The sequence below is a fragment of the Cellulosimicrobium sp. SH8 genome, from assembly GCF_025818875.1.
GTDB classification, from domain to species: Bacteria; Actinomycetota; Actinomycetes; order Actinomycetales; family Cellulomonadaceae; genus Cellulosimicrobium; species Cellulosimicrobium cellulans_D.
Genome location: NZ_JAMXMH010000002.1, coordinates 74,085 through 95,518 on the forward strand (window position 1 = coordinate 74,085; position 21,434 = coordinate 95,518).

Annotated in this window: 18 protein-coding genes; 8 read left to right on the forward strand and 10 right to left on the reverse strand. The window is 73.4% G+C overall.

The genetic code is table 11. From position 1 onward, the window contains the following. Positions 1 to 79: 79 nt before the first annotated feature. The 3 genes from NF338_RS03030 to NF338_RS03040 form a co-directional block, all read right to left on the reverse strand. Complete coding sequence (locus tag NF338_RS03030; protein WP_264029442.1) at positions 80 to 1,564, reverse strand: MFS transporter; 1,485 nt, start codon at positions 1,562 to 1,564, stop codon at positions 80 to 82. Between the two features lie 40 nt (positions 1,565 to 1,604). Next, positions 1,605 to 2,780, reverse strand: a complete 1,176-nt coding sequence (locus NF338_RS03035) for an NAD(P)/FAD-dependent oxidoreductase (protein WP_264029786.1) — start codon at positions 2,778 to 2,780, stop codon at positions 1,605 to 1,607. 178 nt (positions 2,781 to 2,958) lie between these two features. After that, on the reverse strand, positions 2,959 to 4,266 hold the full coding sequence (locus NF338_RS03040; protein ID WP_264029443.1) for an MFS transporter: 1,308 nt from the start codon (positions 4,264 to 4,266) through the stop codon (positions 2,959 to 2,961). 160 nt (positions 4,267 to 4,426) lie between these two features. Here NF338_RS03040 and mshD point away from each other — a divergent pair, with 160 nt between their 5' ends. Genes mshD through NF338_RS03055 form a run of 3 tightly spaced genes read left to right on the forward strand, consistent with a single transcriptional unit; the run spans position 4,427 to position 8,807 of the window. Continuing rightward, on the forward strand, positions 4,427 to 5,458 hold the full coding sequence (mshD, locus tag NF338_RS03045) for a mycothiol synthase (RefSeq protein WP_264029444.1): 1,032 nt from the start codon (positions 4,427 to 4,429) through the stop codon (positions 5,456 to 5,458). 43 nt (positions 5,459 to 5,501) lie between these two features. Next, positions 5,502 to 7,766 (forward strand): RNA degradosome polyphosphate kinase, encoded by a 2,265-nt coding sequence (locus NF338_RS03050; RefSeq protein WP_264029445.1) that lies wholly within the window; start codon positions 5,502 to 5,504, stop codon positions 7,764 to 7,766. A gap of 3 nt (positions 7,767 to 7,769) precedes the next feature. Then, positions 7,770 to 8,807, forward strand: a complete 1,038-nt coding sequence (locus tag NF338_RS03055) for an NUDIX hydrolase (RefSeq protein WP_264029446.1) — start codon at positions 7,770 to 7,772, stop codon at positions 8,805 to 8,807. A 100-nt stretch (positions 8,808 to 8,907) separates the two neighbouring features. Here the strand turns inward: NF338_RS03055 and NF338_RS03060 are convergent, their stop codons facing one another. From NF338_RS03060 to NF338_RS03070, 3 genes are all read right to left on the reverse strand, one after another. After that, a complete protein-coding gene (locus NF338_RS03060) occupies positions 8,908 to 9,909 on the reverse strand; it encodes an inorganic phosphate transporter (RefSeq protein ID WP_047231396.1) in 1,002 nt (333 codons plus the stop codon). Positions 9,910 to 9,914: 5 nt separating this feature from the next. After that, positions 9,915 to 10,535, reverse strand: coding sequence for a DUF47 domain-containing protein (locus tag NF338_RS03065; protein ID WP_021482999.1), 621 nt, complete (start codon positions 10,533 to 10,535; stop codon positions 9,915 to 9,917). A gap of 570 nt (positions 10,536 to 11,105) precedes the next feature. After that, entirely contained in the window at positions 11,106 to 11,705 is a 600-nt protein-coding gene (locus tag NF338_RS03070; protein ID WP_087471046.1) for a hypothetical protein, read from the reverse strand. A 265-nt stretch (positions 11,706 to 11,970) separates the two neighbouring features. Here NF338_RS03070 and NF338_RS03075 point away from each other — a divergent pair, with 265 nt between their 5' ends. The 3 genes from NF338_RS03075 to NF338_RS03085 all read left to right on the forward strand — a co-directional run bounded on the left by NF338_RS03075 (position 11,971) and on the right by NF338_RS03085 (position 15,893). Continuing rightward, positions 11,971 to 13,425: a sugar porter family MFS transporter gene (locus NF338_RS03075; RefSeq protein WP_264029447.1), complete on the forward strand. Its 1,455-nt coding sequence runs from the start codon at positions 11,971 to 11,973 to the stop codon at positions 13,423 to 13,425. Between the two features lie 106 nt (positions 13,426 to 13,531). After that, on the forward strand, positions 13,532 to 14,032 hold the full coding sequence (locus NF338_RS03080; RefSeq protein WP_264029448.1) for a MarR family winged helix-turn-helix transcriptional regulator: 501 nt from the start codon (positions 13,532 to 13,534) through the stop codon (positions 14,030 to 14,032). 205 nt (positions 14,033 to 14,237) lie between these two features. After that, a complete protein-coding gene (locus tag NF338_RS03085; RefSeq protein WP_412846129.1) occupies positions 14,238 to 15,893 on the forward strand; it encodes an MDR family MFS transporter in 1,656 nt (551 codons plus the stop codon). A gap of 94 nt (positions 15,894 to 15,987) precedes the next feature. Here the strand turns inward: NF338_RS03085 and NF338_RS03090 are convergent, their stop codons facing one another. After that, positions 15,988 to 17,127 carry a heparan-alpha-glucosaminide N-acetyltransferase domain-containing protein gene (locus tag NF338_RS03090; RefSeq protein WP_264029449.1) on the reverse strand — a complete coding sequence of 380 codons (1,140 nt, stop codon included), beginning with the start codon at positions 17,125 to 17,127 and terminating at the stop codon, positions 15,988 to 15,990. Then, a complete protein-coding gene (locus tag NF338_RS03095; RefSeq protein ID WP_264029450.1) occupies positions 17,124 to 18,161 on the reverse strand; it encodes a hypothetical protein in 1,038 nt (345 codons plus the stop codon). Before NF338_RS03095 ends, NF338_RS03090 begins: the two co-directional genes overlap by 4 nt. Before the next feature lie 155 nt (positions 18,162 to 18,316). On the opposite strand from NF338_RS03095, the gene NF338_RS03100 reads away from it, so the two are divergent. Both NF338_RS03100 and NF338_RS03105 read left to right on the forward strand, forming a co-directional pair. Next, positions 18,317 to 18,820, forward strand: a complete 504-nt coding sequence (locus tag NF338_RS03100) for a MarR family winged helix-turn-helix transcriptional regulator (protein ID WP_264029452.1) — start codon at positions 18,317 to 18,319, stop codon at positions 18,818 to 18,820. A 19-nt stretch (positions 18,821 to 18,839) separates the two neighbouring features. Further along, positions 18,840 to 19,301, forward strand: coding sequence for a DUF2809 domain-containing protein (locus NF338_RS03105; RefSeq protein ID WP_264029453.1), 462 nt, complete (start codon positions 18,840 to 18,842; stop codon positions 19,299 to 19,301). Here NF338_RS03105 and msrB read toward each other — a convergent pair. Further along, positions 19,270 to 19,698, reverse strand: coding sequence for a peptide-methionine (R)-S-oxide reductase MsrB (gene msrB, locus NF338_RS03110; protein WP_264029454.1), 429 nt, complete (start codon positions 19,696 to 19,698; stop codon positions 19,270 to 19,272). The two genes, NF338_RS03105 and msrB, sit on opposite strands and share 32 nt — an antisense overlap. A gap of 135 nt (positions 19,699 to 19,833) precedes the next feature. Further along, positions 19,834 to 21,357 carry a DEAD/DEAH box helicase gene (locus NF338_RS03115; protein WP_264029455.1) on the reverse strand — a complete coding sequence of 508 codons (1,524 nt, stop codon included), beginning with the start codon at positions 21,355 to 21,357 and terminating at the stop codon, positions 19,834 to 19,836. Between the last annotated feature and the right edge of the window lie 77 nt (positions 21,358 to 21,434).

Here is a 21,434-nt window from a genome sequence, read left to right on the forward strand (position 1 = left end):
AGCCGCGACTGCCGATCTGCGCCGGGAGCGCCGATCTCGTCGGCCTCCGTCAGCCCGGCCTCCGTCAGCCCGGCCTCCTTCAGCGCAGGGTGGCCCGCCGCGCCAGCGGGGCCGCGAGCACCGCGCACACGACGACGAGGGCCGCCGCGCCCCACGCGAGCGCGCCGTACGACGAGAACCCGATGATCGCCCCGGCGAGGATGCCGCCGACCGCGCCGCCCGTGTTCATCGCGAGGTCGGAGAGCCCCTGCACGGACGTGCGCGACGGCCCGGGCGTGGCGTCGACGAGCAGCGCCGACCCGGCGACGAGCCCGCACGACCACCCGAGCCCCAGGAGCACGAGGCCGACCGTCAGCCGCGCGGAGTCCTCGCCCGGCGCGCCCGCGACGACGACCGCCGCCGCGAGGAGCAGCGCACCCCCGACGTAGAGGACGCGCGCGTGCCCGACCCGGTCCGCGAGCCACCCCACGACCGGGCTCAGCGCGTACATGCCCGCGATGTGCGCGCTGATGACGAGCCCGACGACCTGGAGCGTCGCGCCGCCGTGGTTCATGTGGACGGGCGTCATCGACATGAGCCCGACCATGACGAGGTGGCTGAGGACGATCGCGCCGAGGGCGAGGCGCGCCGTCGGGCTGGCCGACACGACGGCCCACCCGGCGCGCAGGCCGTCGCGCCACGACGATCCCTTGCCGTCGCCCGGTCCCGCCCCTGGCGCCGCACCCGGGGCCGCACGGGGCACCGCACCAGGCCCTGCGCCGGGCACCGCACCAGGCCCTGCGCCGGGCACCGCACCAGGCCCTGCGCCGGGCACCGCACCGGGCCCTGCGTCGGACACCGCGTCGGCCGTCGCGCGCGACGCGAGCAGCGGGTCCGGTCGCAGCCAGACCACGACGACGGCGGCCGCCAGCGCGAACGCGACCGCCGCGAGGACGAACGGTGCGGCGCTCGGGGCCGTGGCGCCGTGCTGCGCGTGCCCGTCGCCGCCGAGGCGCAGGCCCGGCCCGGCGACACGGTCCGCGACGCCGGCGAGCGTCGGGCCGACGACGGACCCGACCGTCGTCGCCCACACCACCACCGACAGGTCCCGCGCCCGCCGCTGCGGCGTCGCGAGGTCGGTCGCCGCGAAGCGCGACGCCAGGCCCGCCGCCGTCCCCGACCCGAAGAAGAGCATCGCGACGACGAGCAACGGCCAGGAGCCGACGAGCACGGCGACCGTCGCGAGGACCGCCCCGCCGGTCGCGACGCCGAACCCGAGCAGCAGGGACGGCCGCCGTCCGCGCTGTCCCGCGACGTGCGCGAGGGGCAGCGCGACCAGCGCGGCGCCGACGACGCCCGACGTCGAGGTGAGGCCCGCGATCGCGTCCGACCCCGAGAGCGCGGACGCGACGAGCGGGGCGACCGCGATCCCGCTCGCGACGCCGACGCCCGAGAGCACCTGCGTCGCGGCGAGGGTCGTCAGGGTGCGGCGCTGCGTCGGGAGCGCGGGGAGGTCGTCACGGACGCCCGAGGTCGGGGTCGACGGCGGCATCGACGGATCGGGGGCGGGCGGCTCGGTGCTCATCGGAGCACGGTAGGTCCCGGCGGGTCGCCCTGACGAGCCCTTACGCCGCCACCGGACGCCGAGATCCTGCCGCGCCGTGGTGCTCGGGGCGCGGTCCGAGCGCACGCAGCACGCCCCGCGCGGCCTCGCGCCCGGCGCGGTTGGCACCGATCGTCGACGCGCTCGGGCCGTACCCGACGAGCTGCACGCGGGGGTCACGGGCCGCCGTCGTGCCGTCGAGGACGATCCCGCCGCCGGGCGCGCGCAGGCCGAGCGGCGCGAGGTGGTCGAGCGCCGCCCGGAACCCGGTGGCCCAGAGGATGACGTCGGCGGGCTGGAACAGCAGGCCGTCGTCGTTCGCGCCCGCGGTCCACTCGACGCCCGACGCCGTCACGCGCTCGAACATCGGCCGGCGCCGCAGCACGCCGCTCGCGATGCCCGCGCGGTAGCGCGGCGTGAGCGGCAGGCCCGTGACCGAGACGACGCTCCCCGGCGGGAGGCCGGCCGACGTCCGCTCGGCGACGCGCGCGACGGCCGCGCGCCCGAGCTCGGGCGAGAACTCCTCCTCGACCCAGACGGGCTCCCTGCGCGTGACCCACGTGGTCCCCGACGCGTGCGGGGCGATCTGGAGCAGGAGCTGCGTCGCCGACGCCCCGCCGCCCACGACCACGACGTGCTGCCCCGCGAAGTCCTCGGCGGACCGGAAGTCGTGCGTGTGGAGCTGGCGCCCGCGGAACGTCTCCATCCCCGGGTAGCGGGGCCAGAACGGCCGGGTCCACGTGCCCGTCGCGTTGACGAGGGTGCGCGTCCGCACGGTGAGCCCGTGCGCGTCCGGCCCGGTGTCGACCGTCGCGCGCACACGCAGCAGGGCGGGGTCGTCCGGGTCCTGCGCCACGACGTCGACCGTGACCGGGCGCACGACGCGCAGGTCGTTCTCGCGCTCGTACGCCGCGTAGTACCGCGGCACCGCGACGTTGGCGCGCTCCCCGGGGTCGCCCGCCGGGAGGGGGACGCCCGGGAGGTCGTGCACGGCGTGCGTCTCCGCCATCGTGAGCGAGTCCCAGCGCTCCTGCCACGCACCCCCGGGGCCACGACCGCCGTCGAGCACGAGCGGGTCGAGCCCGGCGCGCCGCAGGTGGTACGCGGCGGAGAGCCCCGCCTGCCCGGCACCGACGACCACGACGTCGCGCACGGCGCCCCCCGCACCCGTGCCCGCCGTCTCCCGCACGTCCGTCACCGAGCTCACGCCCCCCTCAACGACCCGGCCCACCCGAACCTTCCCCGCCACCCAGGTGACGTGTCGAACACGAGGTTGCCGTCGTTCTCGCGCCCTGAACGACAGCAACCACGTGGTCGACGGCGGACAACCCCGTGCTCGACGGCGCGCCGCCGCGGGCGGGTGCGGCGAGGTGCGCTCAGGCCCGGTCCGGGACGCGCCGCAGCGTGCGGATCGGGCGGACCGCCAGCAGGGCGACGACCGTGAGCGTCCCGACGACCGCGCCCACCAGGAGGACCCGGTCGGTCCCGAACGCGGCGACGGCGGGCCCGGCCAGCGCGGCGCCGATCGGGTACATGCCGACCGACCCCGCGACCTCGTAGGCGTGGACCCGGTTGAGCACGTCGCCCGGCACCTGGGTCTGCACGCTCGTCGCCCACATGACGCCCCACACCCCGACCCCGACGCCCACGAGCACCTGCGCGACGGAGAGCGCCCACACCGGCCAGCCGAGCACGAGGCCGAGCGGGTAGAGGGGGTAGGCGACGAGCGCCACGGCCCCGGCCGCGAGCGGTCGCCCGGGCTTGAAGCGGATCGCGAGCAGCCCGCCGACGACCGTCCCCACCCCGAGCGCGCTGTTGAGGACGCCGAACGCCGTCGCGCCGTGCTCGGGCACGACGACGCCCGCCGCCACGGGGAGCTGCGGCCCCCACGCGAGCACGGCGTAGACCATCCAGATGACGATGACGCCCCACAGCCAGGTGCGGGAGCGGAACTCGTGCCAGCCGACGGCGAGGTTGTGCCACAGGCCCGCCCCGGCCGGCGGCGCGGGGACGACGCCGAGCCGGAGCGCGAGCAGGCACAGCGCGCTGGTCCCGTAGGCGACGGCGGAGAGGATCATCACCCAGCCCGTCGACCCGAACCCCACGAGGACCCCGGCCAGGGCCGGGCCGCCCAGCCCGGTGATCGCCTCGGAGGTCCGCAGGATGCCGTTCGCCCCCTGCACGTCGCGCGCGACGAGCGGGACGGTCGACGCGGCGCCCGGCTGGAAGAGCGCGTTGGCGGTGCCCGCCACGACGAGCAGGGCGTACAGGTGCCACAGGTGCTCGATGCCCCGCACGAACAGGACGGCGAGCAGGACGTGCGCCGCGAGGTTCGCGAGGTCCGCCACGATCATCATCCGGCGGGCGGTGAACCGGTCCGCGAGGACCCCGCCGAACAGCACGAGGCCCGCGAACGGGGCGACGAGGAACGCCATCGCGTACCCCGCGACGGCCAGCCCGTACCCGGAGCTGAGCAGTCCGGCCGAGACCGCGACCGGCAGCATCGCCCAGCTCAGCAGTCCCGCGCTGCGTGCGGTGAAGTAGTACCGGAAGTTCCGGGTCCAGATCGCCGGCTCACGCGGTTCGCCCGGAGACGGCGCCGGTCCGGGCCTGTCCCGCACCGCGGGCACCGGGGCCACCGTCGCGGGCGACGCCCCGGGCACCTGCTCCGTCGCTTCCTCCACCGCGCACGCACCCATCGCGCCCCCTGTCCTCCGTCGTCGATGCCGCGAACCGTCGGACGTGACAACCGTCACCCTTCCCGGAACCTTCCCGACCAGGCACGACGCGTCGGGCGAGCGCCTCGGGTTCGGCCGCGCGGGGAGCCGGGGGCAAGATGGACCGGTGGAGACCGCGATCCTCTGGCACACCGGGCCGCTCATCGACGACGTCGAGATCGCGCAGGTCCACGACCTCGCCGCCGCGGCCGAGCGCGCGGACGGCGTCGCCGCCCTCTCGGAGCAGCCGCTCCTCAACCTGCGCGAGGCGACGGACGACGTCGTGCACCTCCTCACGTGGCGCGCGGGCGAGCTCGCGGGGTACGCGCAGGTGGACAAGCGCGGCGAGGCGCCGAGCGCCGAGCTCGTGGTCCGCCCCGAGCACCGGCGGCACGGGCTCGGGTTCCACCTGCTCGGCAGCGCGGCCGACCGCGCGGCCGAGCCACGTCCGAGCGGCGCCGACCACGACGACGACCACGACGGGCAGCCGCGCCCCGGCGCGGAGACGGACGGCGAGCCTGCGCGGGCGTCGCGCCCTCCGCTGCGCGTCTGGGCCCACGGTGACCTCCCCGCGGCCCGCGGCCTCGCCGCGCGGGCGGGGTACGACGTCGTGCGCGAGCTGCTCGTCCTCGAGCGGCCCCTCGACGGGCCGGTGGCGCACCCGCGTCCCGAGGTCCCCGCGGGCCTGCGGCTGCGCGCGTTCGTGCCGGGGGACGACGACGCCGCGTGGGTCGCGGCCAACGCGTCCGCCTTCGCGCACCACCCGGAGCAGGGCCGGCTCACGGTCGACGACCTGCACGCGCGGATGCGCGAGGACTGGTTCGACGCCGCCGGCCTCCTGCTCCTCGAGCGCGACCCGTCGCCCGGCGACGGTACGGCCCGGCTCGTCGGTTTCGTCTGGACCAAGATCCCGGCCGACCAGCCCGACGGCGCACGCGAGGGCGAGATCTACGTGGTCGGCGTCGTGCCGACCGCCCAGGGCGAGGGGCTCGGGCGGCTGCTGACCGCCGTCGGGCTCGCGCACCTCGCCGACCGGGGGGCCACGACCGCGGTGCTCTACGTGGACGGCGACAACGCGCCCGCCGTCCGCACGTACGAGCGCGCGGGCTTCACGCGGCGCGCGGTGCACGTGCAGTACGCGCGCCCGACCGCACGGTGACCCGTGTCACGCACCGTTCACCAACTGGTGCCACCATGAACCCATGACCGACACGTCCACGCAGCGCACGCTCGACCCGGACCTGGCCGCGCACATCGCCGAGCACATCGCGGAGGAGCCGGAGATCGAGCCGGTGGGTGCGGAGCTCGACCTCGGCCCGCTGCCCGACGACCGGTTCGCCGACCGCGAACTGAGCTGGCTCGCGTTCAACCAGCGCGTGCTCGAGCTCGCGGAGGACCCGAGCCAGCCGCTCCTGGAGCGCGTGCGGTTCCTGGCGATCTTCGCGTCGAACCTGGACGAGTTCTTCATGGTCCGGGTCGCCGGTCTCAAGCGCCGCATGGCGACCGGCATCGCGGTCACCGCCGCCTCGGGCCTGTCGCCCCGCCAGGTGCTCGACGCGATCAGCGAGCGCGCGCACGACCTCATGGCGCGGCACGCGCGCGTGTTCGCCGACGACGTCCAGCCGGCCCTGGCCGCCGAGGGCATCACGCTCGTCCACTGGGACGAGCTCGAGACCCGCGAGCAGGAGCGCCTGCACAAGTTCTTCCGCAAGCAGATCTTCCCCGTGCTCACGCCGCTCGCCGTCGACCCGGCCCACCCGTTCCCGTACATCTCGGGGCTGTCGCTCAACCTCGCCGTCGTGGTCGCCAACCCGACGACCGGCAAGGAGCACTTCGCGCGCGTCAAGGTGCCGCCGCTGCTGCCGCGGTTCATCGCCGTCGACGCGCGGGGACGCCCGAGCGCGCCGACGTCGCAGACCGCCGCCCCGGACCGCGGGCCGACGTCGTTCGTGCCGATCGAGGAGGTCATCGCCCAGCACCTCGACCACCTCTTCCCCGGCATGGAGGTCCGCGAGCAGCACCTGTTCCGCGTCACGCGCAACGAGGACGTCGAGGTCGAGGAGGACGACGCGGAGAACCTGCTCCAGGCGATGGAGAAGGAGCTCCTGCGCCGCCGCTTCGGCCCGCCCGTGCGGCTCGAGCTGACGCACGGGATCAGCCCGCGCATCCGCGCGCTGCTCGTGCGCGAGCTCGGCGTCGTCGAGGAGGAGGTGTACGAGCTGCCCGAGCCGCTCGACCTCACGGGCCTCAACCTCATCGCGGACCTCGACCGCGCGGACCTGCACTTCCCGCCGTTCGTCCCCACCACCCACCGCCTCCTCGCGGAGGTCGAGAGCTCGACGCCGACCGATGTGTTCGCCGCGATCCGCGAGCGCGACGTCCTGCTGCACCATCCGTACGACTCGTTCTCGACGTCGGTGCAGACCTTCCTCGAGCAGGCCGCGGCGGACCCGGCGGTCCTCGCGATCAAGCAGACCCTGTACCGGACGTCCGGCGACTCACCGATCGTCGACGCGCTCATCGACGCCGCCGAGGCGGGCAAGCAGGTGCTCGCGCTCGTCGAGATCAAGGCGCGGTTCGACGAGCAGGCCAACATCTCCTGGGCGCGCAAGCTCGAGCAGGCGGGCGTGCACGTCGTGTACGGGATCGTCGGGCTCAAGACGCACTGCAAGCTCTCGCTCGTCGTGCGCCAGGAGTCGGACGGCCTGCGCCGCTACTGCCACGTCGGGACGGGCAACTACCACCCGAAGACCGCGCGCCTGTACACCGACCACGGTCTGCTGACGTGCGACCCCGACGTCGGGCAGGACCTCACGCGCCTGTTCAACCAGCTCTCCGGGTACGCGCCGCAGTCGCGGTTCCACCGCCTGCTCGTCGCACCGCGCACGGTGCGGTCCGGGCTCGTCGAGCGCATCGACCGCGAGGCGAGCGCCGCACGGGCGGGGCACGACGCGTGGGTGAAGATCAAGGTCAACTCCGTCGTCGACGAGACGACGCTCGACGCCCTCTACCGCGCGTCGCAGGCGGGCGTGAAGGTCGACCTCGTCGTCCGCGGCATCTGCGCCGTCCGCCCCGGTGTCCCCGGGCTCAGCGAGAACATCCGGGTCCGCTCGATCCTCGGCCGCTTCCTCGAGCACTCACGCATCTACGCCTTCGCCAACTCCGCCGGTCCCGCCATCGGCGAGGGCCCGGAGAGCGGGCCCGAGGTGTACATCGGGTCGGCCGACCTCATGCACCGCAACCTCGACCGCCGCGTCGAGGCGCTCGTGCGCATCACCGACCCCGACCAGGTCATCGAGCTGCTCGACCTGCTCGACGCGTCGATGTCCGAGCGCACCGCGTCGTGGCACCTCGACGCCGACGGCACGTGGCACCGGCCGGAGTCCGGTCCGGACGGCACGCCCCTCGTCGACCTCCAGGCGAGCCTCGTGCAGCGGCAGCGCCGCCGGCTCGTCGGGAGGCGGTAGCGGATGGGTGTGCCCTCCCCCGCCCTGCGCAGCGGTCTGCCCCTCGTGGACGCCCTCGGCCCGACCCATGTCTCGCACGCCCCGGTCATCGAGTCCGCCGGTGCCCTCGTGTGGCGCGTGCGCGACGACGACCTGCAGGTCCGCCTCGTCCACCGGCCCCGGTACGACGACTGGTCGTGGCCCAAGGGCAAGCTCGACCCCGGCGAGACGTTCCAGGCCGCCGCGGCACGCGAGGTCGCCGAGGAGACGGGCAAGCCGGTCGTGCTGGGCGTCCCCCTGCCGGGACTGCAGTACCTCACGCCCGAGGGCCGCGTGAAGCGCGTGCACTACTGGGCCGCGCGCCGGGCGTCGCAGAAGGCGGACGCCGGTGCGCTCGCCGCGCGCGCCCCCGTCCCGCCGGTGTCGCCGCAGGAGATCGACCGCGCCGCGTGGCTGTCGGCCGACGACGCCGCGCAGCGCCTCACGCGCCAGGCCGACCGCGCCCCGCTCGATGCGCTCGTGCGCGAGCGCGAGGAGGGCCGGCTGGCGACGCACGTCGTCGTCATCGCCCGGCACGGCAAGGCCGTCGCGCGCTCGGCGTGGCACGGCGACGAGCAGGACCGGCCGCTCACCCCCGCGGGGCACGCCCAGGCCGTCGCCCTGGTGCCGGTGCTCGCGGCGTACGGGGTCGAGACCGTCGTGACGAGCCGCTGGGACCGTTGCGCCCAGACGATCGCGCCCTACGCCGGCGCGTCGGGGCTGGAGACCGTGAGCATCGACCACCTCACGGAGGCGCAGCACGAGCGCTCCCCCGCGCGCGTCGCGCGGACCGTCCGCGAGCTCCTCGAGGCCGAGCGGTCGTCGGTGCTGTGCACCCACCGGCCCGTGCTGCCGACCGTGCTCGACGTGCTCGGGCAGCACTCGCGGCGACCCGTCGCGAACGCCCTGCCGACGCACGACCCGTTCCTCGAGCCGGGCGAGATGATCGTCGCCCACGTGGCCCGCACGCCCCGGGGCCCGCGCGTCGTCGCGGCGGAGAAGGTCGCCCCGCCGCTGCACTGAGACCAGGACGAGGACGGCGCTCCGCCGACCCGGGCGGAACCCGGTTCGGCGGAGCGCCGTCCTCGTCGCAGCGTGCGGTGCGCGCGTCCGGCGCGCGGCGTCAGAGCAGGATCGGGCTGAGGATCCAGTAGACGACGGCGGCGACGAGCGCGGCCGCCGGGATGGTGAGGACCCACGCGACGCCGATGTTCTTCGCGACGCCCCAGCGGACCGCAGACAGCCGCTTCGTCGCGCCGACGCCCATGATCGCGGACGTGATCGTGTGCGTCGTCGAGACCGGCGCGTGGAAGATGAACGCGTTGGCGTACAGCACGACCGCGGAGACCGACTCGGCGACGAACCCGCGCGCCGGGTCGAGCTCGATGATCTTGCGGCCCAGCGTGCGCATGATGCGCCACCCGCCGGCGTACGTGCCGAGCGAGATCGCGGTCGCCGCGGACAGCTTGACCCACAGCGGGATCGTGTTGTCGTCCTGGAACCCGCCCGCGACGAGCGCGAGCACGATCACGCCCATCGTCTTCTGCGCGTCCTGAAGACCGTGGCCCAGGGCCATCGCCGCCGCCGACGCCGTCTGCGCGATGCGGAAGCGGCGGAACGCCCGGGCGGGCGCCGCGTTCCGGAACACCCACAGCAGGAGCACCATGAGCGCGAACGCGAGGCCGAAGCCGATGAGCGGCGAGAAGACCATGGGGAGCACGACCTTGTCGAGGATCGCGTCCCAGTGGACCGTGATCCCCGACGCGATCCCGACGCCCGCGAGGCCGCCGATGATCGCGTGCGTCGACGACGACGGCAGCCCCAGCCACCACGTGATGAGGTTCCACGTGATCGCGCCGACGAGACCGCACAGCACGATCACGAGGCCCTGATGGGGTGGGACGTCGTTGACCGCGACGATGTCCTCGGCGATGGTCTGCGCGACGGCCGTGCCGAGCAGGGCGCCGATGAGGTTGAACACCGCCGCCATGAGGAGCGCCGCGCGCGGCGTAAGGGCCCTGGTCGAGACCGAGGTCGCGATGGCGTTCGCGGCGTCGTGGAACCCGTTGGTGTAGTCGAACGCCAGGGCGAAGGCCACGACGACGACGACGAGCACTGCCTCCACGGGGCTCAGGACTCCTTGAGGGCGATGGTCTCGACCGTGTTCGCGACCTTCTCGAAGGCGTCGGCCGCCTGCTCGAGGACCTCGACGATCTCCTTGAGCTTCATGAGGAGGACCGGGTCGGACACGTCGTCGAACAGCTCGGCGAGCAGCTTGCGGTGGACCTTGTCCGCCTGGTTCTCCAGGCGGTTGACCTCGACCCAGTACTCGGGGAGGTCGTCCATGGAGCGCAGGCGCGGCATCGCCTCGGCCGTGAGCTCCGACGCGCGCTGGAGCACCTGGACCTGCTCGGACACGCGGGCCGGGAGCTCGTCGACCTTGTAGAGGACGATGAGGTCGGCCGCCTCCTCCATGTAGTCCATGCAGTCGTCGAGCGCCGACGCGAGGGCGTAGATGTCGTCCCGGTCGAACGGCGTGACGAACGTCTGGTTGAGCCGCCGCATGATCGAGTGCGTCGCGTCGTCCGCGAGGTGCTCCGTCTCGCTGAGCTGCTTCGCGAGCTGCTTGCGCGTCGGGCGGTCCGCGCCCAGCAGCTCCGCCAGGAGCGTGGACCCTGTGACCAGGTGCTGCGCCGAGGCGGCGAGAAGGTCGAAGAACGAGGTGTCGCGCGGTGTCAGGCGCAGGCGCACGGGAGGCTCCGGAAGGGACGCGGGGTAGGGGCTGAGCTGGCGTCGGCCACAAGGGCCGCTCGGCCGCCGGACGGGCCGGTCGGCCGGGGTGGTCACGATCTCGGGTCGGATGATCTCTGGATGAACGCACGTCGAACTCTCGTCAAATGTAGCCGACGCGCGGAGCGATGCTGGAATCGTCGGGGCGAAGGTCCCGGATCCTCAGGACGCTCACAGCCCGCACCCGGCGTCATCGCCGGGTCCGGCCAGCCGTCCCGTGCGCGACGCCGTGGGCGCGGGAGGAGGGAGGGCGAGGGAAGTTGGCGACGCCGGACCGGGAGCGCCTCTCGGCGCGTGGCCGCTCGTAGCGGCTGAGTGTGGAGCCCGGGGCTACCGCGGCCCGGCGTCGTGAACCATCGTACGTGCCGACCGGCCCCCGAGGTACCCAGCCGGCCCCGTGTTCGCGCTCCGCGAGACCCCGGCCCCCCGACGTGCGCACCGCCCCCGGATCCCGCACCCTGCGCCCCCGCCAGCCGAGGCAGAACCCCGGCCCCCGAGGGTGACCAGAGGTCTCCCTCGGCGGTCGGTGGGTCAGTCGAGGCGGTCGGCGCGCCAGAGCTCGGCGGCGTGCTCGAGCTCCTGGGCGGTGCGCAGCAGCGACCCGGCGCCGCGAGTCATGCGGAGCGCGCCGTCGGGGTCGGCGACCTCGCGCGCGTCGGCGTCGAACGCGGCGCCGGTGGCGAGGATGCGACAGAACGACCCGGCCCGTTCGAGCGCGACGGCGAGGTCGCCGGTGAACACGCCGGAGAGCACGGCGTCGACGAGGTCGCGCACGTCCTGGGGGCCGGGTGGCCGCGGGACGCCGGCGATCGCCTCGTGGACCGGGGCGGCGTCGACCCCCAGGCGGTACCGCAGCGTCACCGTCTGCGGGTCGCGGCGGACCCACTCCCGCAGCACGTAGAGCCGCCAGAGCGCGCCCGGCAGAGAGTTCGGCGCCGCGTCGGACCAGAGGCCTGCCACGACGTCGAGCCCCTCGGTCTCGACGAGGTGGACCAGGCGCTCGACGACCTGGGGGTCCTCGGCGTCGCGGGCCCGGTGCACGATCGCACGCGCCGTGGTGTGCGCGACCTGGTCGCGCAGCGCGGGGTCGAGCTCGCCGGGGAGCTCGTCGGCGTCGCGCGGGTCGAGCATGGCCGGGCGGCGAGGTCGTCGCGTGCGGTCGGACCGGCCGGGGTCGGGCCGGTCTGCGGGGGTGGCGGGGACGTCGTCGGGCACGCGCCCAGTCTCCACCCGGCGGCCGCCCGGTCGCACCGGCCGAGCGACGTGCCGCGGCGGCCGCCGCGCGCGGGGCGATGCCTTCGTGAGGCGGCGGCCCGTTCGCCGCGCCACCGAAAGCACCCCGCCCTACAGTGACGAGAGGGGCCCGCTACCGGCTCCGGACGGAGCGGAGGATGACATGTCGAGCAGCGACGCAGCAGGTCACGCGACCGTGAGCGCACGCAGTGCCCACCGCAAGGCCATCGGTCTGGCCGTCGCGGCCGCGGTCGGCGGGTTCCTCTTCGGCTTCGACAGCTCGGTCATCAACGGGGCGGTCGCGGCGATCGAGGGTCAGTTCGACCTCGACTCGGCGGTCACGGGGCTCGTCGTCGCGATCGCGCTCCTCGGCTGCGCGCTGGGCGCCTGGTCGGGCGGCCGCCTGGCCGATCGCTGGGGCCGCACGCGCGTGATGGTGTTCGGTGCGATCCTGTTCTTCGCGTCCTCGATCCTGTCCGCGATCGCGTGGTCCGCGTTCGACCTCGCGATCTGGCGCTTCATGGCCGGGGTCGGCATCGGGATCGCCTCCGTCATCGCTCCGGCGTACATCGCGGAGATCGCCCCGGCGCGGCTGCGCGGCCGCATGGGGTCGCTGCAGCAGCTCGCGATCACGGTCGGCATCTTCGCGGCCCTGCTCTCCGACCAGCTCCTCGCGGAGACGGCGGGCGGCGCCTCCAACGAGCTGTGGCTCGGGTGGGAGGCGTGGCGGTGGATGTTCCTCGTCTGCGTGATCCCGGCGGCCGTCTACGGCATCCTCGCCCTGCGCATCCCCGAGTCGCCGCGCTACCTGGTGGCGAAGGGTCGTGACGACGAGGCGCGCGCGGTGCTGGAGTCCGTCCTCGGTCCGGAGGAGGACGTCGACGACCGCATCGCGCAGATCCACCGCTCGATCGCGGTCGACGAGAAGAACGCCCAGGAGGGGACGCTCAAGGGCTCGTCGTTCGGGCTCAAGCCGATCGTGTGGGTCGGCATCCTGCTGTCGGTGTTCCAGCAGTTCGTCGGGATCAACGTGATCTTCTACTACTCGACGACGCTGTGGCAGGCGGTCGGGTTCGACGAGAGCCAGTCGTTCCTCGTGTCGACGATCACGTCCGTGACGAACGTCGCGGTGACGTTCATCGCGATCGCGCTCGTGGACAAGGTGGGCCGTCGTCCGATCCTGCTCATCGGCTCCGCCGGCATGACGCTCTCCCTCGGCATCATGGCGCTCGCGTTCACGCAGTCCAGCGGGAGCGGCGACAACATCACCCTGCCCGACCCGTGGGGACCCATCGCCCTCGTCGCGGCGAACGCGTTCGTCGTGTTCTTCGGGGCGTCGTGGGGGCCGCTCGTCTGGGTGCTGCTGGGCGAGATGTTCCCGAACCGCATCCGCGCGGCCGCGCTCGGCGTCGCGGCCATGGCGCAGTGGCTCGCGAACTTCGCGATCACCCTCACGTTCCCGCCGATGCTGTCGGCGTTCGGCGCCTCGATCCCCTATCTCATGTACGCGATCTTCGCGGCGCTGTCGTTCGTGTTCGTGTTCAGCAAGGTCCCGGAGACCAAGGGCATCGAGCTCGAGGACATGGGCGACGAGCGCGTGGGTCGCGCCGCGCACTAACACCTTCCGGCCGAACCCGCGGCACCCGGGAATTCCTTGCTCCGCACAATGGTTGCTGAAAGCAACTGCAAGGCGTATGCTTGCCTGCAGCAACCAAGGAGTGCCCGTGCCCGTCATCACCCCCGCGACCGCCGCGGACCCTGAGCTCGCACCCGACCCGTCCCCCGCGGCGGGCCTCATCCGCGCGCTCGACGAGCTGGCCCGCGCCCAGCGCGAGTCGGCCGTGCGCATCGCACGGGACCTCGACATCCCGCGCTCGTCGTTCGGGCTGCTCCGCATGCTCCAGCGGTGCGGCCCCGTCCAGCTCGGGGACGTCGCCGCGAAGCTCCGCGTCGACCTGTCCGTGGCCAGCCGTCAGGTGAGCCACCTGGTCGACGAGGGACTCGTCCGCCGCACCGTGGACGACGACGACCGGCGCGCCCGGACCGTCGAGCTCACCGACGCGGGGCGCGGGCTCGTCCTGCGGGCGTACGAGCACATCGACGCCCTCGCCGCGACGACGTTCGCCGAGTGGCACGACGAGGAGATCGTCGAGGCCACGCGCCAGATCGAGCGCGTGGCCTCCGCGGTCGTCGCCGGCCACGCCGCACCCCGTACGACCGGGTGACCGACAGCGCCCGCCGGCACCACCGCCGTCGGGCACGTCCCCCGACCGCCGACCGCGCCGCCGCGCGGACCGGCCACCAGACCACCTGACACCGCCCCACGACACGCGAGCCCTCCGACACGGCCCCGTGAGCAAGGAACCTCAGCGCCTCATGACCAGCACCACACCAGAACGCACCGCCCCGCCCGGCGGAACCGAGTCGTCCATGACCCGTCGCGAGGTCATGGAGTCCCTCTCCGGGATCCTCCTCGGCATGTTCGTCGCGATCCTCGCGAGCTCGATCGTCTCGAGCTCGCTCCCCAAGATCGTCAGCGACCTGGACGGCTCGCAGTCGTCCTACACCTGGGTCGTCACGTCGACCCTGCTCGCCATGACGATCTCGACCCCGATCTGGGGCAAGCTCGCCGACCTCACCAACCGCAAGGTCCTCATCCAGGTCGCGCTCGTCGTCGCGGTCGTGTCCTCCGCGCTCGCGGGGCTCTCGCAGAACGTCGGGACGCTCATCGCGCTCCGCGCGTTCCAGGGCATCGGCGCGGGTGGCCTCATGGCGCTCGCCACGGTGCTCATCACGGACATCATCTCGCCGCGCGAGCGCGGCAAGTTCATGGGCCTCATGGGCGGCATCATGGCCGTCAGCCAGATCGGCGGCCCGCTCCTGGGCGGCGTGCTCACGGACGCGGTGAGCTGGCGCCTCAACTTCTTCGTCGGGCTGCCCTTCGCGATCGCCGCGATCATCGTGCTCCAGCGCACGCTGCACCTGCCGAAGGTCGCGCGCCGCGTCGTGCGCATCGACTACTGGGGCGCGATCCTCATCAGCGCCGGCGTGTCCTCGCTCCTGCTGTGGGTGACGTTCGCCGGGCAGAACTTCGAGTGGCTGTCGTGGCAGACGTTCGCGATGGTCGGCGGCGCGGTCCTCGCGCTCGTCGGTGCCGTGCTCGTCGAGCGCGTGACCCCCGAGCCGCTCATCCCGCTGCACCTGTTCAAGAACCGCACGTTCGTCCTCGCGGTCGTCGCGTCGGTCGCGGTGGGTGTCGCGATGTTCGGGACCGCCGTGTTCCTCAGCCAGTACATGCAGGTCGCGCGCGGCAAGACCCCGACCGAGTCGGGCCTCCTGACGGTCCCGATGATCATCGGCACGTTCGTCGCGTCGACCCTGTTCGGCCAGCTCATCACGCGCTACGGCCGCTACAAGGCCTTCATGGTCACGGGCGGCGCGGTCCTCGTGGCGTCGCTGTTCGCGCTGTCGACGATCGACTACCACACGAGCTTCACGCTCATCAGCGTCTACCTGTTCTTCCTGGGCGTCAGCATGGGCATGCTCATGCAGAACCTCGTGCTCGCCGTGCAGAACACGCTCGACGTCGACGAGATGGGCGCCGGCACCTCGACCGTCGCGTTCTTCCGCAGCCTCGGCGGCGCGATCGGCGTGTCCGTGCTGGGCGCGGTGCTCGCGACCAAGGTCACGACGTCGATCCAGGACGGCCTGACCAAGCTCGGCATCCCGGCCGACTCGATGGGCGGCGGCAACGCCGTCCCCGACGTCTCGACCCTGCCCGCGCCGATCAAGGACCTCGTCGAGAAGTCCTACGGCGACGGCATCGCCGAGATCTTCCTGGTCGCGGTGCCGCTCGCACTGATCGCGCTCATCGCCGTGTCGTTCCTCAAGGAGGTGCCGCTCGGCACCAAGACCGGCCTGCAGGAGCGCCTCGAGAAGGAGGCGGCGCTCGCCGGCAGCGAGGCCCCGGTCGACGCGACCCCCGGCCGCGTGACGCTGGCCGAGGAGACGGAGTCGACGCTCCTCGAGGCGTACGAGCCCGCGGGCGTGGTCGACGACGAGCGGTCGGCACGCTCGACGGCCTGAGCGTCACCCGCACAGCTCCGTCGAGGGCGGTACCGGACCTGGTCCGGTACCGCCCTCGTTCGCGCTGGGCCGAGCGGCTCTCAGTGCGCCGTGATCAAGCCGTCAGATAGATCCGTCGGCGATGCAGCACGACGGCGAGCGTCGTCCAGAAGAGCAGCAGCGCGAGTGTCACGGCGATCTGCCCGGCCCAGCCGCCTCCGAGCGCGTTCACGGCCTGAAAGAGGACACCCTCCCCCGGCCCACCCGGGTAACGGCGCAACAACGAGCTGAGCACGTGGGACCCGAAGTAGACGAGCAGGCTGTTGCGCCCGAGCGCGACCAACCAGTAGAGGAGTGCGGCGTCCAGCACAGGACGCGACTCGATCTTGCGCGTCACGACGACCGCCAGGCCCATCGCGATCGCGACGCCTCCAGCGATCGCCAGGGCGAACGGCGGAGTCCAGAGCCTCTTCATCATCGGGAGGTCGGTGCCGAGCACGTCGGCCGCACGCGGAAGGAGCCAGGCCGCGGCCAGCAGGCCTGCGCCGAGAAGGGTCAGCGGAGCGACGTAGCGACGCAAGGGGACGTCATTCGACCGCCGGTGGATCGCGAGCACCAGGTGGCCGATCGTCGCTCCGGCAGCGACCGACACCATGGAACCGTAGATCGCGACGAGACCTTCCGGGTCGTGCCCCAGGAGACCACCCGCGTACATGTGACTGCCGAAGACGGCGCTGTCGATCGCTCCGGACGGGTTGCACTCGCGAGTGAGCGTGGAGTCGGGGCACCGCGTGCTCCACCACATGAGGAGCGCCGAGTACGTGGACGCGTAGAACGCTGTCCAGCCGAGCCACCCGCGCCAGGTCCTGGTGAGCTGGTGTCCTAGCGCCGTGAGCAGCACGACGACCGCGTAGAGCTGGAGGACCCCGGTAAAGCGCAGCTCTCCCAAAGACTGCGTGCCGTCGACGACCCAGTTGTAGACGAGCCCGAGCCCGAAGAGGACGACGACCCTGCGGGCGAAGCGGGGCCAGTCGGTACGTCTGTTGAGGGCGAAGGCGAGACCGCAGCCCGAGAGCGTGACGAAGATCGGGAAGATGACGTCTTCGAGGTTCACGCCGTCCCACGGGGAGTGGTGGAACGATGGCGGCAGGATCACCATGCTGTTGATCGTCACGGACGCGACGAGCATGATGCCGCGGAGCCAGTCAAGTGCAGCGATCCGTGTCGAGGGCCGGGTGCGAAGGGCGGTCGTCACGGTGCCACCCGGTTCCACGCACCGTAGTAGCTCAGGAAGGCCTGCTGACGCGACATGATGAGAGCCCGCCCGTTCCCAGCCTGGACAGGAACCTCGGTCTGCGGCCAGTGGTCACCGGGGAACGCGAGCCAGCCGTACCACGACTGCATCAGCCCGACGGGCACGCCGGTGTCGTCCGGGGCCTCGCACATCAACGAGCAGTAGGCGTCCTCGTCCAAGGCATGACGGTAGGTGATCGCCATGGGCCGGGGCCACGTCGCGACGAGGTTCCCCTCGACCGCACCGAAGTCGTTCTGCGCGAGTGCCGACGACACGGCGAGGTGATCCGGATGCGGGTAGTCGGCGAACGCGGAGTTGCCCGTGCAGAGCTCCCGGCGGCAGTCCGGCGTCGCGACGACGCGAGACGGGTCGTTGAAGTACGACGCGCCGATGATGCGTGACAGGTCGAGCTCAGGCAGGAGGGTGCCGCGTTGTGCCAGCACCCACGCCACCATGTACTCGACCTCGTCGGCCGTCAGATTCCCGTCGCCGCCGTCGAAGGCGACCAGTGCGGCGTCCGCCCCTGCGGAGTAGAGGATCGGAGAGGCCTGATCGTCGGTGTCGGTCGACCGCGGCACCATCCCGGTGGCCAGCTCCGGCGCGGGAACCGCCTGGAGCTCCGGGAGCTGTCCCGCCTCTGCGCCGAACGCGTCGCTCCCCTGACGGTCCGAGAGGTCGCGGTGAAAACCGAGCCAGGACGCGAGCCGCGCGGCCCGGCACTCCGCGCTCTGGCGGCCGGCCGGCGTCGGGACGGGCCACTCCCCGAGGGACGTGACCGACGGGCGCAGCAGGTCGGGCTCGCAGTATCCCGTCGACTCGCCCTGGGTCCCGACGACCCAGACGGTGTAGTCGTCGTCGTCTACCGCCGCGATCCCGAGGAGGTCGTCGTCCGGGTGCGGTGCGACGACGACCTGGAGGCGTCGTGGAGCGTCCAGCGTCGAGCAGCCTCCCAGGATGGTGGAGAGGACAACCGCGAGGAGTACCACGGTACGCACGGGACGACGCCTCACCTGGCTTCACCTCCCCCACGGACCACCCTCGGGCCCGGGAAAGGATACTCGACCCCGCCACGTCGTCTCGTCGCCCCGGAGGGGGTGAGGTTTTCCGGACGGGCGTGACCGCGTGCCGTCCCGGGCGTCAGAATGGGCGTGTGCCCGCCGAGACCGCTCCCACCCGCCCCGTTCCCGACGCCGCCCGCGCCGCCGAGCCGGACGTCGCGTACGTCGATCTCGAACGCGAGCTGCGGGTCCTGCTACGCCGTGGAGGAGCGGCCGCCACGGCCATGGCGCGCCGGATCCACCCCGACCTCGAGGCGAGCGCCTATCCCCTCCTCGCGCACATCGCCGACCACCCGGGCGTCCGAGGCTCGGAGCTCGCCGCGCACTTCGGCGTCGGCCGCGCGACCATCTCGCGCCAGCTCAGCCGGCTGCACGCCCTCGGCCTCGTCGCCCGGGAGGTCGACCCCGACGACTCGCGCGGGCAGCTCATCACCCTCACGCCCGACGGCGAGGCCCGGCTCCACGCCGCGCACAGCGGGCGGGTCATCTCGATCACCGAGGCGCTCGACGGCTGGGACCGCGCCGACGTCGCGACGCTCGCGGACCTGCTGCACCGCTACTCCGACGCCGTCGTGCGCTGGGCCGCGAACAGGTGACGCCTCGCCCTGATCTCGCGTGACGGAGCCCGACGGCGCCCGCTCGCCCCGTCCCGGCGTCGCACCGGTGCTCTCGCGGCCCCGTCGCCGGCGCCTCCTCGTCGCCCTCGTGCTCGGCCTCGTCGTGCTCGCCGGGCTCGTCGTCGCGACGCGCGTGCCGGACCCGTGGGGTGACGTCGGCGGTGACGTCCTGTACGCCGTCGCGACGTACGTCCTCGTGATCCTCGTGCTCGCGCGCGTGCGCCCCCTCGTCGGGGGCGCGGTCGCTCTCGGCTGGTGCTGGGCGGTCGAGGTGCTCCAGGCGACGGGTCTGGCCGCGGCCGTGAACGACGCGGTCCCGCCCGCGGCGTGGCTGCTGGGCAGCACGTTCGCGGTGCGGGACCTGGTCTGCTATCTGGTGGGCGTCGGGCTCGCGTGCGCGGTCGACACGTGGGCCGGCGCCCGGTCGGCTACTCCTCGCCGGCCTGGAAGGTCAGGCTGACCGAGTTCATGCAGAACCGGTCGCCCGTCGGGGTCTGGGGCGCGTCGTCGAACACGTGGCCCAGGTGCGAGCCGCAGCGCGCGCAGCGCACCTCCGTGCGCACCATCCCGAGGCTGCGGTCGGTGAGGAGCTCGACGCGGTCACCTGCGAGCGGGCTGAAGAAGCTCGGCCACCCGCAGTGCGAGTCGAACTTGGTGTCCGAGCGGAACAGCTCGTTGCCGCACGCCCGACACGCGTAGACGCCGACGCGCTTCTCGTCGAGCAGCTCGCCCGTCCACGCGCGCTCGGTCCCCGCCTGCCGCAGCACGGCGAACTCCTGCGGGGACAGCTCGGCGCGCCACTCGGCGTCGGTCTTGACGACCTCGTAGGGCTGGTTGTCGTGGGTCTGGCTGGTCATGATCCACCTCCGACCATCCCAACCGCGCGCCCCGCCCCGGTGTTCCCGACGTCCCCCCGCTGTGGGCATGAAATGGGCCCGGTCTCGACGAGAAGACCGGGCCCATTTCATGCCCACAACCGGGTGGGGGACACGTCAGCGCGGGCTGGACGTCGAGTAGACCGTGCTCGAGCCGCCGGCCGGGCGCTGCGCGCGGCCGCGGCCGCCGCGGCGACGGCCCGCGGACTGGCCCGTCGAGCCGTTCCCGGCGCCGGACGTGGCTCGGGCCTCCCGGCCGCCGCCCTCGGAGCGCGCTGCACCCGACGCGCGCTGCGCGGGACGCTGACCGCCCTGGCCGCGCTGCGCCGTCGTGCCCTGACCGGCGCCCTGAGCCGCGGGACGGCCGCCGCCCTGGCCGCCACGGTTGCGGCGCGACGCGCGCGACCCGCCGTTGGTGGACGTGGTGCCGCGCTTCGCCTGCGTCTGCGGCGGGGTGATGTCCGCCGGGCGCACGTACTCCGCGACCTCGCCGACGAGGCCCTTGATCGTCGCGTCGCCGGGGGCGACGGGCTTCGGCTGGGCCGTGATCTTCGCCTTGCGCGTGAGGTCACGCACGTCGCCGCGCTGCTCCGGGAGCATGACGGTGACGACGACGCCCTCCGACCCGGCGCGGGCGGTGCGGCCCGAGCGGTGCAGGTACGCCTTGTGCTCGGCCGGCGGGTCGACGTGCACGACGAGCTCGACGTCGTCCACGTGGATGCCGCGCGCCGCGATGTCCGTCGCGACGAGCACCTTCACCGCGCCCGAGGAGAACGCCTCGAGGTTGCGCTCGCGCGCGCCCTGGCCGAGGTTGCCGTGCAGGTCGACGGCCGGGACGCCGCTCGCGGTGAGCTGCTTCGCGAGCTTCTTCGCCTGGTGCTTGGTGCGCATGAACAGCACGCGGCGGCCCGTGCCCGAGGCGAGCTCGTGCACGATCTGCTTCTTCGCGTCCGCGTCGCGCACCGCGAGGATGTGATGCGTCATCTGCGGGGGCGCGGCCGCGGCGTCGTCCACCGAGTGGCGCACCGGGTTGCTGAGGTAGCGCTTGACGAGCTGGTCCACGCCGTTGTCGAGCGTCGCGGAGAACAGCATGCGCTGGCCCTGCTGGGGGGTCTTGTCCATGATGCGCTTGACGCCGGGCAGGAACCCGAGGTCGGCCATGTGGTCGGCCTCGTCGAGCACGGTGATCTCGATGGCGTCGAGCGTGAGCATGCGCTGGTTCAGGAGGTCCTCGAGGCGGCCGGGGCACGCGATGACGATGTCCACGCCCTTGTCGAGCGCGGCGACCTGGCGCGACTGCGCGACGCCGCCGAAGATCGTCGTCGTCACGAGGCCGAGCGCCTTGGCGACCGGCTCCATCGTGGCGTTGATCTGGTTGGCGAGCTCGCGCGTCGGGCACAGCACGAGGGCGCGGGGTCGGCGCGGCTGGCGCGACGACTTGGCCCACGACAGGCGTGAGACGGTCGGCAGCGAGAACGCGAGCGTCTTGCCGGAGCCCGTGCGGCCGCGGCCGAGGACGTCACGGCCCTTCAGCGAGTCGGGCAGCGTGGCGGTCTGGATGGGGAACGGGGAGTCGATGCCCTGGCGCGAGAGCTCGCGCACGACGGGGGTGGGCAGGCCGAAATCGGCAAAGGAAGTCACAGGTGATGGGCCTCTCGGGGCTCAAGGTCGGGGTCCGCCGCACGCAATCCGGGGGGATCTCCACGACGCGGGGCGCG

Bases quoted from the DNA above. Each gene is read 5' to 3' on its own strand.
- NF338_RS03030 (WP_264029442.1), bottom strand. From the start codon at position 1,564: ATGAGCACCGAGCCGCCCGCCCCCGATCCGTCGATGCCGCCGTCGACC.
- NF338_RS03050 (WP_264029445.1), top strand. From the start codon at position 5,502: ATGACCGACACGTCCACGCAGCGCACGCTCGACCCGGACCTGGCCGCG.
- NF338_RS03055 (WP_264029446.1), top strand. From the start codon at position 7,770: ATGGGTGTGCCCTCCCCCGCCCTGCGCAGCGGTCTGCCCCTCGTGGAC.
- NF338_RS03070 (WP_087471046.1), bottom strand. From the start codon at position 11,705: ATGCTCGACCCGCGCGACGCCGACGAGCTCCCCGGCGAGCTCGACCCC.
- NF338_RS03075 (WP_264029447.1), top strand. From the start codon at position 11,971: ATGTCGAGCAGCGACGCAGCAGGTCACGCGACCGTGAGCGCACGCAGT.
- NF338_RS03085 (WP_412846129.1), top strand. From the start codon at position 14,238: ATGACCCGTCGCGAGGTCATGGAGTCCCTCTCCGGGATCCTCCTCGGC.
- msrB (WP_264029454.1), bottom strand. From the start codon at position 19,698: ATGACCAGCCAGACCCACGACAACCAGCCCTACGAGGTCGTCAAGACC.